The organism is Enterobacter sp. UPMP2052 (assembly GCF_053709675.1).
The window spans coordinates 160175-175206 of sequence record NZ_JBSKJR010000005.1 but is presented as its reverse complement, the minus strand read 5'-3'; the positions used below and the strand labels follow the sequence as shown (position 1 = coordinate 175206).

At 57.6% G+C, this 15032-nt stretch carries 15 protein-coding genes; 6 read left to right on the top strand and 9 right to left on the bottom strand.

The genetic code is table 11. The features are described 5' to 3' along the window. Positions 1-4 precede the first annotated feature (4 nt). Both ACWKX3_RS15695 and mdcA read right to left on the bottom strand, forming a co-directional pair. Complete coding sequence (locus ACWKX3_RS15695) at positions 5-862, bottom strand: triphosphoribosyl-dephospho-CoA synthase (protein WP_006177846.1); 858 nt, start codon at positions 860-862, stop codon at positions 5-7. Next, positions 862-2517, bottom strand: coding sequence for a malonate decarboxylase subunit alpha (mdcA, locus tag ACWKX3_RS15690; protein WP_040078326.1), 1656 nt, complete (start codon positions 2515-2517; stop codon positions 862-864). Before mdcA ends, ACWKX3_RS15695 begins: the two co-directional genes overlap by 1 nt. 227 nt (positions 2518-2744) lie before the next feature. Here mdcA and ACWKX3_RS15685 point away from each other — a divergent pair, with 227 nt between their 5' ends. From ACWKX3_RS15685 to ACWKX3_RS15675, 3 genes are read left to right on the top strand one after another with little or no spacing between them, the layout of a single operon-like run. Beyond that, positions 2745-3767, top strand: a complete 1023-nt coding sequence (locus ACWKX3_RS15685) for a hydrolase (protein WP_088209210.1) — start codon at positions 2745-2747, stop codon at positions 3765-3767. Further along, the gene (locus tag ACWKX3_RS15680) at positions 3764-3982 is read left to right on the top strand and encodes a YheU family protein (protein WP_006177849.1); all 219 of its coding nucleotides are present in this window, start codon (positions 3764-3766) and stop codon (positions 3980-3982) included. Before ACWKX3_RS15685 ends, ACWKX3_RS15680 begins: the two co-directional genes overlap by 4 nt. 30 nt (positions 3983-4012) lie before the next feature. Continuing rightward, a complete protein-coding gene (locus tag ACWKX3_RS15675; RefSeq protein ID WP_454542061.1) occupies positions 4013-4882 on the top strand; it encodes a phosphoribulokinase in 870 nt (289 codons plus the stop codon). An 86-nt stretch (positions 4883-4968) separates the two neighbouring features. Here ACWKX3_RS15675 and ACWKX3_RS15670 read toward each other — a convergent pair whose 3' ends face one another. Continuing rightward, the gene (locus tag ACWKX3_RS15670; RefSeq protein ID WP_058609467.1) at positions 4969-5373 is read right to left on the bottom strand and encodes an OsmC family protein; all 405 of its coding nucleotides are present in this window, start codon (positions 5371-5373) and stop codon (positions 4969-4971) included. A gap of 311 nt (positions 5374-5684) precedes the next feature. On the opposite strand from ACWKX3_RS15670, the gene crp reads away from it, so the two are divergent. After that, positions 5685-6317, top strand: a complete 633-nt coding sequence (gene crp, locus ACWKX3_RS15665) for a cAMP-activated global transcriptional regulator CRP (protein ID WP_000242758.1) — start codon at positions 5685-5687, stop codon at positions 6315-6317. A 57-nt stretch (positions 6318-6374) separates the two neighbouring features. After that, the gene (locus tag ACWKX3_RS15660) at positions 6375-8462 is read left to right on the top strand and encodes a YccS/YhfK family putative transporter (RefSeq protein ID WP_454542065.1); all 2088 of its coding nucleotides are present in this window, start codon (positions 6375-6377) and stop codon (positions 8460-8462) included. Between the two features lie 368 nt (positions 8463-8830). Here ACWKX3_RS15660 and argD read toward each other — a convergent pair whose 3' ends face one another. The 5 genes from argD to ppiA form a co-directional block, all read right to left on the bottom strand. Further along, a complete protein-coding gene (gene argD / locus ACWKX3_RS15655; RefSeq protein WP_171007421.1) occupies positions 8831-10051 on the bottom strand; it encodes a bifunctional acetylornithine/succinyldiaminopimelate transaminase in 1221 nt (406 codons plus the stop codon). A gap of 86 nt (positions 10052-10137) precedes the next feature. After that, positions 10138-10701, bottom strand: coding sequence for an aminodeoxychorismate synthase component 2 (gene pabA, locus ACWKX3_RS15650; RefSeq protein WP_454542060.1), 564 nt, complete (start codon positions 10699-10701; stop codon positions 10138-10140). Between the two features lie 30 nt (positions 10702-10731). Beyond that, the gene (locus ACWKX3_RS15645; RefSeq protein ID WP_042321619.1) at positions 10732-11334 is read right to left on the bottom strand and encodes a putative adenosine monophosphate-protein transferase Fic; all 603 of its coding nucleotides are present in this window, start codon (positions 11332-11334) and stop codon (positions 10732-10734) included. Further along, on the bottom strand, positions 11324-11491 hold the full coding sequence (locus ACWKX3_RS15640) for a YhfG family protein (protein WP_006177858.1): 168 nt from the start codon (positions 11489-11491) through the stop codon (positions 11324-11326). Before ACWKX3_RS15640 ends, ACWKX3_RS15645 begins: the two co-directional genes overlap by 11 nt. 106 nt (positions 11492-11597) lie before the next feature. Further along, on the bottom strand, positions 11598-12170 hold the full coding sequence (gene ppiA, locus ACWKX3_RS15635; RefSeq protein WP_006177859.1) for a peptidylprolyl isomerase A: 573 nt from the start codon (positions 12168-12170) through the stop codon (positions 11598-11600). Between the two features lie 278 nt (positions 12171-12448). Here ppiA and tsgA point away from each other — a divergent pair, with 278 nt between their 5' ends. Further along, entirely contained in the window at positions 12449-13627 is a 1179-nt protein-coding gene (tsgA, locus tag ACWKX3_RS15630) for an MFS transporter TsgA (RefSeq protein WP_058609471.1), read from the top strand. Positions 13628-13636: 9 nt separating this feature from the next. Here the strand turns inward: tsgA and ACWKX3_RS15625 are convergent, their stop codons facing one another. Beyond that, positions 13637-14953: a cytosine deaminase gene (locus ACWKX3_RS15625; protein ID WP_006177861.1), complete on the bottom strand. Its 1317-nt coding sequence runs from the start codon at positions 14951-14953 to the stop codon at positions 13637-13639. Positions 14954-15032 lie beyond the last annotated feature (79 nt).

Genomic DNA, 15032 nt, shown 5'->3' with positions numbered 1-15032 from the left:
CCTCTTAATGCTTTGAATAAGGCGTTTCGACGCGGTCGAGAAACAGCGTGGCGGCAAGCAGGTCGGCAGCACCGCCCGGTGAGGCGTTGAGTGCCAGCATCTGACGATCTAACGTCGCCAGCGCCAGTTGACCTGCGGGTGTGGCACATCCTCCGGCGTTCAGCACGGCGCGGGCGCCGTCCTGCATGGCGTCCAGCCCCTCCATTCCGGCGCGCGACAGCACGCAGGTATCGGTAAGCGACGTCATGATGGCCATCAGCGCGTCGAGCCTCGCCTGCGCTTCGCTACTGCCGTTAAGTCGGCTCAGACGAAGCTGCGGCAGCGCACGCTGCATGATGTGCGGAAACGCCTGCTGCGCCTCTTCACGCGCGCCCGGCACGCGATAGCGATGCGTGGCGCGTAGCCCTTTGCTGAACACTTTCGGTGCGGCGTCATCCGGCAGTTTTGCCAGCCGGGCGGCGGTGTCTGCGACGGTTTGCGCAGAGGCGTCGCCGCCCTGCATCGCCACCGCGCTGACCAGTAATCCCAGCGCCCAAATCGCACCCCGGTGGGTATTGACCCCGCCGGTTGCATTCATCATCTGCTGCTCGCCTTCGCGGCCAAGCCGCCCGACGGTTTGCCTGAGCGCAACGTCAGCCGGACGCTGCCAGCTTTGCTGCGCCAGCGCCTGAAACGTAGGGGTCAGGCTGTGCGCGGAGCGCTCCATCAGCGCCAGCGTAAGATCGTGGTGCGCGCCGTTCCCCCGACTGTCCACCAGACCGGGTTTCGGGCTTAATCGTGCTTCGTCAATCAGACACTGCGTGGCGGTTCGCGCCAGCCATTCGGCACCGCCTTCAACCTGAATCTGGGGCAGAAGTTTCATTACCAGCTCCGGAATTTCGCAGGTGGGTTATACAGACCGCCGGACCACTCAACGAGGTCAGACACGCTGCCCGCCGCCAGCAGTGAGCGGGTGGCATCGGTGCGGCGAATGCCCATATCTTCCGGGTAAACCACTTTTCCGCTCTGGCGAAGTTCTGCGACGCGTTTGGCGTCTACGCCCAGACCGATATCGGTGATCCCCGCCACGGCGGCAACCATCGCCCGACGCTCTTCCAGATCTTTGGCGCGATAGAGGTAAGCAATCCCCTCTTCGGTCAGGACGTGGGTCACGTCATCGCCGTAAATCATTACCGGTGCCAGCGGCATCCCGGAGGCTTTCGCCACGTCGACGGCATCCAGTTTCTCCACAAAGGTTGGCTTCACGCCTGCCTGGAAGGTTTCCACCATCTGCACGACCAGTTTTTTACCGCGCTGCAGTGGGTCAGGCTCGGTGATCATGTTCAGCCAGGCCGGTGTCGCGTGGCGACGACCGTGCGGATCGTGGCCCATGTTTGGCGCGCCGCCGAAGCCGGAGAGACGCCCGCGGGTCACGGTTGAGGAGTTAGCGTAGCCGTCCACCTGGAGGGTGGAGCCAATAAACATATCCACCGCATACTGGCCTGCCAGCTGGCAGAAGGCGCGGTTGGAACGCATGGAGCCGTCGGCACCGGTAAAGAAGATGTCCGGGCGGGCGCGAATGTACTCTTCCATCCCCAGCTCACCGCCAAAGCAGTGCACGCTTTCCACCCAGCCGCTTTCAATCGCCGGGATCAGCGTTGGATGCGGGTTCAGGGTCCAGTGCTTACAGATTTTGCCCTTCAGGCCGAGCTGTTCGCCGTAGGTCGGCAGCAGCAGCTCAATCGCTGCGGTGTTAAAGCCGATCCCGTGGTTGAGGGACTGCACCTGATGTTCCGCGTAGATGCCCTTAATCGCCATCATCGCCATCAGGATGTGTTCCTGTTTGATCAGGCGCGGGTCACGGGTGAACAGCGGTTCAATAAAGAACGGCTTGTCGGCCACTACCACGTAGTCGATCCAGGAGCCTGGAATATCCACGCGCGGCAGATCGCATTCGTCGTCCACCAGTTCGTTCACCTGTGCGATGACGATCCCGTCGTGGAACGCGGCGGCTTCAACCAGCGCCGGGGTATCTTCGGTGCTCGCCCCGGTATACAGGTTGCCTTTGCGGTCCGCTTTGAAACCGGCGATGAGCGCAACGTTCGGAGAAAGATCGACATATAGGCGTGAATAGAGCTCGATGTAGGTGTGAATGGCACCGATTTCGAGCTGGCCGTCTTCCAGCAGCTGCGAAATACGCAGGCTTTGGGTGCCGGAGAAAGAGAAGTCCAGCTTGCGGGCGATGCCTTTTTCAAAGATATCCAGATGCTCGCTGCGACCGACGCTTGGCATGATCATATGCAAGTCATGCACAATTTGCGGGTTGACGTCGGCGAGGGAGCGGGAAAGGAAATCGGCCTGTTTCTGGTTGTTACCTTCCAGAACGACTTTGTCGCCAGGCGCGATCAGTTTTTCCAGCATGGCGACGATATCGCCGGTGGGTAGTACCTTGCCCTGCACCGGTACGGATGCCAGACGGCGCGCTTTTTCCGTGCGTCGTGTGTTCCATTGCCGGGTAGGTGTTTGCCCAGATAACATTATTAACCTCCTGATTCAGCACATCATTCTGATTGCTTAACGTTGAGTAAAGTGTGCGCTCTGGTGAGAAAGGCATCAATTAAGCGTAGAGCGTAATCATTAGCCTGAGAGTAATAATCTCAGTAAAGAAATGTGATCGGGATCAGTTCATGTTTCGGAAAAACGGGCTAAACGGGGTACAATTCGGAAGATATCGTAAATAACAGACAATAATTAGCATCGCCGTTATGACCCAAATAATCCCGTCCGACTTTGAGATAGCCGCTGAAGAGCGCGCCGAATTCGTGCCTATGCGCGGCGTGGCGAATCCTCATCTGCAAACCATGCTGCCGCGCCTGATCCGTCGCAAGGTGCAGTTCACCCCACACTGGCAACGGCTCGATTTGCCGGACGGCGACTTTCTGGATCTGGCCTGGAGCGAAGATCCCGATCAGGCGCGCCACAAGCCGCGCCTGGTGGTATTTCATGGTCTGGAAGGCAGCCTGCACAGCCCTTACGCGCACGGGTTAATCCAGGCGGCAAAAGCACGTGGCTGGCTCGGTGTGGTGATGCACTTTCGCGGATGCAGCGGCGAGCCAAACCGTCAGAAACGCATTTATCACTCCGGTGAGACCGAAGACGGCACCTGGTTTTTACACTGGCTGCGCGACAGTTTCGGCACCGTGCCGACGGCCGCCGTCGGGTATTCGCTGGGCGGGAACATGCTGGCCTGCCTGCTGGCGAAAGAGAGCGACGCGGTTCCGCTGGACGCCGCCGTCATCGTCTCCGCGCCGTTTATGCTGGAACAGTGCAGCTACCATATGGAAAAAGGCTTTTCCCGGGTCTATCAGCGCTATCTGCTTAACCTGCTGAAAGCCAACGCCGCCCGTAAACTGAAGGCCTACCCGGACACGCTGCCTATCAGCCTGCAGCAACTCAAGCGGGTGAAGCGTCTGCGCGAGTTTGATGATCTGATTACCTCAAAAATTCACGGCTTTGCCGACGCGATTGACTATTATCGTCAGTGCAGCGCCATGCCGCTGCTGAATCAAATTACAAAGCCGACGCTGATTATTCACGCGAAGGACGATCCGTTTATGGATCACCACTCCATTCCGTCGCCCGGGCATTTACCGGCAAACGTGCAGTATCAGCTCACCGAGTACGGCGGACACGTCGGCTTTGTCGGCGGCACGCTGCGTCGGCCCAAAATGTGGCTTGAGACGCGCATTCCTGACTGGTTAACGACTTATCTGGACGGTATAAAATGATTATTCCCTGGCAGGATCTCTCTCCCGAAACGCTCGATAATCTGATTGAAAGCTTTGTATTGCGGGAAGGCACCGATTATGGTGAACATGAACGTTCGCTTGAACAAAAGGTCAGCGATGTAAAACGCCAGCTGAAAAGCGGCGACGTGGTGCTGGTGTGGTCCGAACTGCATGAGACGGTCAATATCATGCCCCGCAACGCGTTTCACGGCTGACCGCTAAACCTTTTCAGTCAGGGAGTTGCTATGTCTGCCAGACATCCGGTTATTGCCGTCACGGGTTCGAGCGGTGCGGGAACCACCACCACCAGCCTCGCCTTTCGCAAGATTTTCGCCCAGCTCAATCTCCGGGCTGCTGAGGTAGAGGGCGACAGCTTTCACCGCTATACGCGTCCGGAAATGGACATGGCCATCCGCAAGGCGCGCGATTTGGGGAAACACATCAGCTACTTCGGCCCGGAGGCGAATGACTTCGGCCTGCTGGAGCAGACCTTTGCGGAATATGGCCTGAGCGGTAAAGGGCAATCCCGTAAATATCTTCATACCTATGACGAAGCCGTACCCTGGAGCCAGGTGCCGGGCACCTTTACGCCCTGGCAGCCGCTGCCGGAACCCACCGACGTGTTGTTTTATGAAGGGCTACACGGCGGCGTGGTCACGCCACAGCACGACGTGGCGCGCCATGTTGACCTGCTGGTGGGCGTGGTGCCGATTGTTAACCTGGAGTGGATCCAGAAGCTGACGCGCGACATCAGCGAACGCGGTCATTCGCGCGAGGCGGTGATGGACTCGGTGGTGCGCTCGATGGAAGATTACATTAACTTCCTGACGCCGCAGTTCTCCCGCACCCATATCAACTTCCAGCGCGTGCCGACGGTAGACACCTCCAACCCGTTCGCCGCCAAAACCATTCCGTCGCTGGACGAGAGCTTTGTGGTCATCCATTTCCGCAATCTGGACGGGATCGACTACCCGTGGCTGCTGGCGATGCTGCAGGGGTCGTTTATTTCACATATCAATACGTTGGTGGTGCCGGGCGGAAAAATGGGGCTGGCGATGGAGTTAATCATGACACCGCTGGTGCAGCGGTTGATGGAAGGCAAGCAGATCGCGTGAGTTGTTTTGCCCGGTGGCGCTGCGCTTACCGGGCCTACGATCGTGCTTTTGTAGGGCGGGTCAGCGAAGCGCCACCCGCCAAAAGATTAGGCCTCAATCACTTCATACGAATGGGTAATATTAACCGCTTTCTCAAGCATTAACGCCACAGAGCAGTACTTCTCCGCAGACAGGTCAACCGCGCGCGACACCGCCGCGTCTTTCAGGTCTTTACCCGTGACAATAAAGTGCAGATTGATATGCGTGAACAGGCGTGGCGCCTCTTCGCGGCGTTCAGACGTGAGCTTCACTTCGCAATCGGTCACGTCGTGACGGCCTTTTTGCAGGATCGACACCACGTCGATAGCGCTGCATCCCCCCGCCGCCATCAGCACCATCTCCATAGGGCTTGGGGCTTTATCGCCGGAGTTACCGTCCATCAAAATTTGGTGGCCTGACGCAGACTCGCCCAGGAACGTCAGCCCTTCTACCCACTTTACACGCGCTTGCATATTCATTAACTCCAACGTTGCATTTTTGGTGACAGAGTACGCGCGCGTTACATTTCACGCAACGGAAGGCGACCTGCATCATGCTGAAGCGAGACACCAGGAGACACGCGTCAAAAGCTATGCTAAAACACTCAGGATGCTACAGTAATACATTGACGTTACACATGTATGCAGAGGACATCAAACTTTACTGGCTGCGAAACGTTACGACAGCCGACTTCCCAGGGTATGGGTAAGAATTCGATTGCAACCCCAGAGTCAGGATGCGATTTATGGCTCTGGTGACAGCTTATAACAGAGGATAACAGCGCATGGTGCTTGGCAAACCGCAAACAGACCCGACTCTCGAATGGTTCTTGTCTCATTGCCACATTCATAAGTACCCATCGAAGAGCACGCTGATTCACCAGGGTGAAAAAGCGGAAACGTTGTATTACATCGTCAAAGGCTCGGTGGCAGTGCTGATCAAAGATGAAGAAGGGAAAGAGATGATCCTTTCTTATCTGAACCAGGGCGATTTCATCGGTGAACTGGGCCTGTTTGAAGAGGGCCAGGAACGTAGCGCCTGGGTTCGTGCGAAAACCGCATGTGAAGTGGCTGAAATTTCTTACAAGAAGTTCCGTCAGCTGATTCAGGTAAACCCTGACATCCTGATGCGTCTCTCTTCCCAGATGGCTCGCCGTCTGCAGGTGACGTCTGAGAAAGTGGGCAACCTTGCCTTCCTCGACGTTACCGGCCGTATCGCGCAGACCCTGCTGAACCTGGCTAAACAGCCGGACGCGATGACCCACCCTGACGGCATGCAAATTAAAATTACCCGCCAGGAAATTGGTCAGATCGTTGGTTGCTCCCGTGAAACAGTGGGCCGTATCCTGAAAATGCTGGAAGACCAGAACTTGATCTCTGCCCACGGTAAAACCATCGTGGTCTACGGAACCCGTTAATTACGGTCAAACGGCGTGCCACCGCAAGGTGACACGCCGTTTTTGTCTCTACTCCCCATGTGGCGCAGGCTGATCTATCACCCGGAAGTTAACTACGCACTGCGGCAAACGCTGGTGTTGTGCCTTCCTGTGGCCGTGGGCCTGATCCTTGGTCATCTCCAGCAGGGTCTGCTGTTTTCCCTTGTGCCTGCCTGCTGCAACATTGCGGGCCTCGACACGCCGCATAAGCGCTTTTTCAAACGCCTGATCGTTGGCGGTTGCCTGTTTGCAGGCTGTAGCCTCGCGGTGCAGCTTCTGCTGGCCCGGGATATTCCGCTGCCGCTCATTCTGACCGTGCTGGCAATGACGCTCGGCGTGACTGCTGAAATCAGCTCGCTGCACGCCCGACTGCTGCCCGCCTCGCTGATTGCCGCCATCTTTACGCTGAGCCTGGCGGGCAATATGCCGGTGTGGGAGCCGCTGCTGATCTACGCCCTCGGCACGCTGTGGTACGGCGTATTCAACTGGTTTTGGTTCTGGCTGTGGCGGGAACAGCCGCTGCGCGAATCCCTGAGCCTGCTCTACGTGCAGCTAGCGGAGTACTGCGAGGCCAAATACACCCTGCTGACCCAGCACACCGATCCGGAAAAATCACTGCCGCCGCTGCTGACGCGACAGCAAAAGGTGGTGGATCTGATTGGCCAGTGTTACCAGCAGTTGCATATGCTTGCCGCCAATAAAAACCATGATTACAAGCGGCTGCTGCGCATCTTCCAGGTAGGGCTGGATCTGCAAGAGCACATCTCGGTCAGCCTGCATCACCCGCAAGAGGTGCAAAAGCTGGTCGAGCGTAGCCACGCCGAAGCGGTGATCCGCTGGAACGCACAGACGGTGTCCGCGCGCCTGCGGGTGCTGGCAGACGACATTCTTTATCACCGCTACCCCACGCGTTTTAACATGGATAAACCCCTCGGCGCGCTGGAGAAGATTGCCCGCCAGCACCCGGATAACCCGGTCGGGCAGTTCGCCGCCTGGCACTTCAGCCGCATCGCGCGCGTCCTGCGCACCCAGCGTCCGCTCTACCCACGCGACCTGATGGCCGATAAACAAAAACGGCTCCCGCTGCTGCCCGCCCTTAAAAGCTACCTGTCGCTGAAATCCCCGGCGCTGCGTAACGCCGCGCGCATTAGTGTGATGCTGAGCATCGCCAGCCTGATGGGGATGGCGCTGCACCTGCCGAAGCCATACTGGATCTTAATGACCGTGCTGTTTGTTACCCAAAACGGCTACGGCGCCACGCGGGTGCGCATCCTGCACCGGGCGGGCGGCACGATTGCCGGGCTGGTCATTGCCGGGGTCACCCTGCACTTCCACGTGCCGGAGGGATATACGCTGGCGGGAATGCTGGCAATTACGCTGGTGAGCTACCTGATTATCCGCAAAAGCTACGGCTGGGCGATGGTTGGCTTTACAGTCACGGCGGTATATACCCTGCAGTTGCTTACGCTCAACGGCGAGCAGTTCATCATCGCCCGGCTGGTTGATACGCTGATTGGCTGCCTGATTGCGTTTGGCGGCATGGTCTGGCTGTGGCCGCAGTGGCAGAGCGGGCTGCTCAGGCAAAACGCCCACGACGCGCTGGAGGCAGACCAGGAGGCTATCAGGCTGATCCTCAGCGACGACCCGCAGCCCTCGCCGCTGGCCTATCAGCGCATGAAGGTCAACCAGGCGCACAACGCCCTGTTTAACTCGCTCAACCAGGCGATGCAGGAGCCAGGCTTTAACTCGCACTATCTGGCAGACATGAAACTGTGGGTGACGCACAGCCAGTTTATCGTCGAGCACATCAATGCGATGACGACACTCGCGCGCGAGCACACGATGCTGACCCCGGATCTGGCGCAGCGCTATTTGCAGTCGTGCGAGATTGCGCTGCAGCGGTGCCAGCAGCGTCTGGAGTATGACTCGCCGGGTGAGTCGGGGGATTCAAACATTCTTGAAGCGCCGGAAACGCTAACCCACGGGCCGATGAGCACCCTGGAGCAGCATTTGCAGCGCGTGTTAGGGCATCTGAACACCATGCACACTATTTCGTCGGTGGCATGGCGTCAGCGTCCGCATCATGGGATCTGGTTAACGCGCATACTGAAACGCACGCCGTACTGATTATGTCGGGTGGCGCTACGCTTACCCGACCTACAAGACCTGAACACCGTACCTGCCATTTTGTCGGGTGGCGCTACGCTTACCCGACCTACAAGACCTTAACACCGTGCATGCCGTTTTGTCGGGTGGCGCTACGCTTACCCGACCTACAAGACCTGAACACCGTACCTGCCGTTTTGTCGGGTGGCGCTACGCTTACCCGACCTACAAAACCTGAACACCGTACCTGCCATTTTGTCGGGTGGCGCTACGCTTACCCGACCTACAAGACCTGAACACCGTACCTGCCATTTTGTCGGGTGGCGCTGCGCTTACCCGACCTACGGTTTTGTAGGCCCGTGCAAGCGCAGCGCCGCCGGGCAATGAGGTTATCCCCGGACTATTTTACCGACCGCCGCGGCAAACCGGGTTAACCCGTCTTCAATATCCTTATCTTCCACCACCAGCGACGGCGCAAAGCGCATCACGTCCGGCCCGGCGTTGAGCACCATCACCCCTTCGTGCGCGGCGGCGTGCAGGAAATCACGGGCGCGGCCTTTGTACTGCGGCTTCAGCTCGGCACCAATCAACAGCCCCATCCCGCGGATCTCGCTGAAGACATCAAACTGTTCGTCAATCTGCTGAAGGTGCTTCACAAACTGCTCGCGTTTCGCGTTCACGCCGTTGAGAACCGTCGGCGTGTTGATGATATCGAACGCCGCACCGGCAATCGCGCAGGCCAGCGGGTTGCCGCCGTAGGTGGAACCGTGGGAGCCGACGTGGAACGCGGAAGCGATATCCTGGGTGGTCAGCACCGCACTGATCGGGAAGCCGCCGCCGAGCGCCTTGGCGCTGGTCAGGATATCCGGCGTGACGCCGTAGTGCATGTAGGCAAACAGATCCCCGGTGCGTCCCATGCCGCATTGCACCTCATCAAACACCAGCAGCGCCTTGTGCTCGTCGCACAGCGCGCGCAGCCCTTTCAGAAATTCCGGCGTGGCCGCCGTCACGCCGCCTTCGCCCTGAATCGGCTCCACCACCACCGCGCAGGTGTGGTCGTCCATCACCGCCTTCACCGCATGCAGATCGTTGAACGGCACGTGGATGATGTCGGCGGGTTTCGGGCCGAAGCCGTCGGAATACTTCGGCTGGCCGCCAACGGACACGGTAAACAGCGAGCGACCGTGGAAGGCGTTATGGAAGGCGATAATTTTAGTTTTATACGGGCTGTGGCGGGTTGACGCGTAATAGCGCGCCAGCTTGAACGCGGTTTCGTTGGCTTCAGTGCCGGAGTTCATGAAAAGCACGCGCTCGGCAAAGGTAGCGTCGATGATCTTGCGCCCCAGGCGCAGCGCAGGCTCGTTGGTGAAGACGTTGCTGGTGTGCCACAGGGTTTCGCCCTGAGTTTTCAGGGCGTCTACCAGCGCAGGATGGCAATGACCCAGCGCCGTCACCGCAATCCCGCCCGCGAAATCCACATACTCTTTGCCCTGCTGATCCCACACGCGGCTGCCTTTCCCTTTTACCGGGATAAACTCTGCCGGTGCATAAACCGGCAGGATCACTTCGTCGAATGTTGCGCGGGTAATTGCGGATTGTTCAGTTGCCATGTCATGCCCATCCATTTTATGTCACAGTGATTGTGAAAATATAATCACAAAATATGCATAAAAAATCACAACAAGGCAATAGATAATCAGCGATGGAGGAAATTGCCCAGCAGCTGGTGTCCCTGTTCGCTGAGAATGCTCTCGGGGTGGAACTGCACGCCTTCGAGATCCCATTCGCGATGGCGGATCCCCATTATTTCCTGCGTCTCGCTCCAGGCGGTGACCTCAAAGCAGTCGGGCAGCGTCGGCGGATCAATTACTAAAGAGTGATAGCGGGTAACGGTTAACGGGTTATTCAGCCCGGAAAACACGCCAGCGCCTGCGTGGGTGACGGGCGAGGTTTTGCCGTGCATCACTTTTGCGGCACGCACGATGGTTGCCCCAAAGGCCTGGGCGATCGCCTGATGGCCGAGACAAACGCCCAGAATTGGCAGTTTGCCCGCGTAGTGGCGGATCGCGTCCAGAGAGAGGCCGGACTCCGACGGCGTGCACGGCCCCGGCGAGATCACTATTTTCTGCGGGGCCAGCACGTCAATCTCAGCCAGGGTGATGTCGTCGTTACGGCGGACAACCACCTCTGCACCCAGTTCGCAAAAATACTGGTAAAGGTTCCAGGTGAAGGAATCGTAGTTATCAATCAGCAGGATCATGGCGGCTCCGGAAAAAAATGCCGCCCTATTCTACTCAGTTTCCCGCGCTTCGCTCACTACTTTGGCAAAGATGGCGTTCAGCGCCGTGAGATCGCCCATCGCGCCGTTCTGGTTGGCGGTGGCCCAGTCGTCCGGGTCGATGCCTTCCCAGCTCAGCTGATAGCCCGCGTGGAGCGCCAGCTGCTCAAAGAAGATGCGCTGCGCGATGCCGTTACCGATGCGGAACGGATGCAGAACGTTAATCTCGCAGTAGTAGTGGCTGAGACGAGCGATAAATTCGTCTTTCTCCAGCCCCGCCAGATAGCCCTCCTCTTCGAGATCCTGCATCAGCGCGTTGCCCTCTTTCTCGATATAGGCAAAGTGGCAGAAGCGGGTATCGCCCTGATAAATATCGACTTCGCGGATATCCCCCGCCCACTCGAAAATATCCTGGTAAAGATGGCGGTGAATAGCGCACAGGTGCGGAAGCCCCGGCGCGGACGGCCCCAACGGTAGCGTGGCCGCACGCAGCGCGGTGATTTCGTACGCCGCCTGCGCCAGCCGGTCCGCCTGGCGCACGTTAAGACGGTTGCGCATGACGTTCAGGCCGGGGTAGAGATACGGGTCGCGGTCGTCACCGATTTTATCGCTCATAGTGCCTCCTGAGTTCATCAAGGCGGCGCTGGGCATCCTCGGCGTTTAGCGTGACAAGGGGACTTTCGACGCCTTCAAGGCGGCGGCTGGCCTGAAAATTAACGTTGCGCTGCTGTTCCCAGAGTCGGGACTTTTGCCTGTCGGTGAGTTTTTTCACTTAACGCCTCCCTGAATATGTCCGTTTGCCACAAGTATAAGCAGCAAAACGCGCTTTCGCAGGGAGGGCTAAACAACACGGGCAGAGATGCCCGTGTTAAAGAGGATTACGGCAGAACTTTTGCGGAGAGGATAACAACCGGCTTGGTCGGCACATTCTGGTACGGACCGACGTCATGGGTTGGCACCTGAGAAATCTTGTCGGCCACGTCCATGCCTTTCACAATTTTACCAAACACGGCATACCCGAAGTCGCGCTGGCCGTGGTCGAGGAAGGCGTTATCGGCGACGTTCAGGAAGAACTGGCTGGTCGCGCTGTCTTTATCCGCGGTACGCGCCATCGAGATAGTGCCGCGCTTGTTCAGCAGGCCGTTGTCCGCTTCGTTCTTGATGGGCGGATTAGGTTTCTTTTGCTGCATCTGCTCGTTAAAGCCACCGCCCTGCACCATAAAGCCTGGGATCACGCGGTGGAACGTGGTGTTGTTATAGAAACCGCTGTTCACGTAGTCGAGGAAGTTTTTCACAGAGACGGGAGCTTTCTGGCTGTTCAGTTCCAGCTCAATATTGCCGGCGGAGGTGGTCAGCAGGACGTGAGGGTCTCCTTTGGCTGCCAGCGCAGCAGGGGAAACGGCAGAAAGAGCAAACACAGCTGCAACAGCCGCCAGTGTTGATTTGAGCATGAGAATTCCTTAACAAAGCGCAGTAGAGAAAGCGAATGGCTTGATTCTAAAGAGCAGTATGAACGGAGACCAGCCTTTTACCTAATTTTACGAATTTGAAACAGTTGTAACCGCGCAAACGATTGGCTTTCACGCCCGTTAACGTGACTTAGATCACATTAAATCGTGCAATAACCTGCAAATTAATCCTTAAAGATAGGAATAGATCACTTTCGCGACTAAAATCTGCCCGCTCAAACGCAGTCAATGCGTTTTACTTTACTTTGAACAGGCCAGACATGACTAACAGCAATCGCATCAAGCTCACATGGATCAGCTTCTTCTCCTACGCCCTGACAGGCGCGTTGGTGATCGTCACCGGGATGGTGATGGGAAATATCGCAGACTATTTCCAGCTGCCCGTTTCCAGCATGAGTAACACCTTCACCTTCCTCAACGCGGGGATCCTGATCTCCATCTTCCTTAACGCCTGGCTGATGGAAATCGTGCCGCTGAAAACGCAGCTGCGCTTTGGCTTTGTGCTGATGGTCGCCGCCGTGGCTGGCCTGATGCTTAGCCACAGCATTGCCCTATTCTCTGCCGCCATGTTCGTGCTGGGGCTGGTGAGCGGTATTACCATGTCCATCGGTACGTTCCTGATTACCCATATGTATGAAGGCCGCCAGCGCGGCGCGCGTCTGCTGTTCACCGACTCCTTCTTCAGCATGGCCGGGATGATTTTCCCGATGGTTGCCGCCTGGCTGCTGGCCCGCAGCATTGAATGGTACTGGGTGTACGCCTGTATCGGTCTGGTCTACGTGGCGATCTTTATCCTGACCTTCGGCTGTGAATTCCCGGTTCTGGGCAAAAAGTCGCAAGATACCGCTGAGCCGGTTGCGAAAGAGAAATGGGGGATCGGCGTGCTGTTCCTCTCTATCGCCGCGCTGTGCTACATCCTCGGCCAGCTGGGCTTTATCTCCTGGGTGCCGGAATACGCCAAAGGCCTGGGCATGAGCCTGAACGACGCGGGCAAGCTGGTGAGCGATTTCTGGATGTCTTACATGTTTGGCATGTGGGCGTTTAGCTTCATTCTGCGCTTCTTCGATCTGCAGCGCATTTTGACCGTGCTGGCTGGCCTGGCTACCGTGCTGATGTATCTGTTCATCAACGGCTCGCCTGAGCATATGCCGTGGTTCATCCTGACACTCGGCTTCTTCTCCAGCGCCATTTACACCTCAATCATCACGCTGGGATCGCTGCAGACCAAAGTGGCCTCGCCGAAGCTGGTTAACTTTGTGCTAACCTGCGGCACCATCGGTACCATGCTGACCTTCGTGGTCACCGGCCCGATTGTGGCCCACAGCGGCCCACTGGCGGCGCTGCACACCGCAAACGGTCTGTATGCCGTGGTGTTCATCATGTGCTTCGTTCTGGGCTTCGTGACCCGCCACCGCCAGCATAATACGGCGGCAGCGTAACAGATTTCCCTACGCCCCTTTGCGCCCGGCAAAGGGGCTATTCTTCGTAAAGAACAGCTCCTCTCCTCCGTTATCCATCTGGATCCACGTCTGCGCCAGCTGCGTTGACGCAATCACCCTGCCCTGACGAATCGACCAGCGCACCGGCACCTGGCAGCGCACCGCCTCAAACCCGCTCTCTGCGGGCAGAATAATCAGGTTCGCCGGATTCCCCTTCTCAATACCGTAGTCGTTCAGCCCAAAGGTTCTGGCGCTATTGTGGGTGATCAGGTTCAGGCCGCTGTCGATTTGTGAATATCCCATCATCTGACACACGTGTAGCCCCATATGCAGCACCTGGAGCATATTACCGGTGCCGAGCGGGTACCACGGGTCAAAGACATCGTCATGGCCGAAGCAGACGTTGATCCCCGCTTCCTGTAGCTCTTTCACGCGCGTGATGCCGCGTCGTTTCGGGTAGTCGTCAAAACGCCCCTGCAAATGGATGTTCACCAGCGGGTTAGCCACAAAGTTTATGCCTGACATCTTCAGCAGGCGGAACAGCCTTGACGTGTATGCGCCGTTGTAGGAGTGCATGGCCGTGGTATGGCTGGCCGTCACGCGCGGGCCAATGCCTGCCTCATAGGCCAGGGTTGCCACCGTCTCCACAAACCGGGACTGCTCATCGTCGATCTCGTCGCAGTGGATATCGAGCGGACGGTCATATTTTTTTGCCAGCTCAAAGGCGATATGCAGCGACTGTACGCCGTACTCGCGGGTGAATTCGAAATGGGGAATGGCCCCGACCACATCAGCCCCGAGCCTTAACGCCTCTTCCAGGAGTGCCGCACCGTTCGGGTAAGAGAGTATGCCTTCCTGCGGAAACGCGACTATTTGCAGCGTGATCCACGGCGCGACTTCCTGCCTGACCTCCAGCATCGCCTTGAGGGCCGTCAGCGACGGGTCGGAGACATCGACGTGGGTACGCACAAACTGAATACCGTTGGCGATCTGCCATTTAAGCGTTTTCCACGCCCGCGCTTTGACATCCTCATGGCTGAGCAGCGCTTTACGTTCGGCCCAGCGCTCTATCCCCTCAAACAGCGTGCCGGACTCATTCCAGGCAGGCTCCCCCGCCGTCTGGGTGGTATCAAGGTGGATATGCGGCTCAATAAAGGGAGGTATGGCCAGGCCGCCGCGCCCGTTTAATATCTCATGGCTTTCCTCATGGGAGCCGTCCATCGGCATGATGTCACCGAACCGACCTTCTTCGATGGCGATTTGCCACAGCCCCTCCCGACCCGGTAAACGGACATTCTGAACCAGCCATAGTGGTGTCGTTGACATACCTTTCCCCCGAAAAACGCTGCTGAAATTTAGGAGTACAAAAATTTACGGAATAGTACCCATTTTTGTACATAAAACC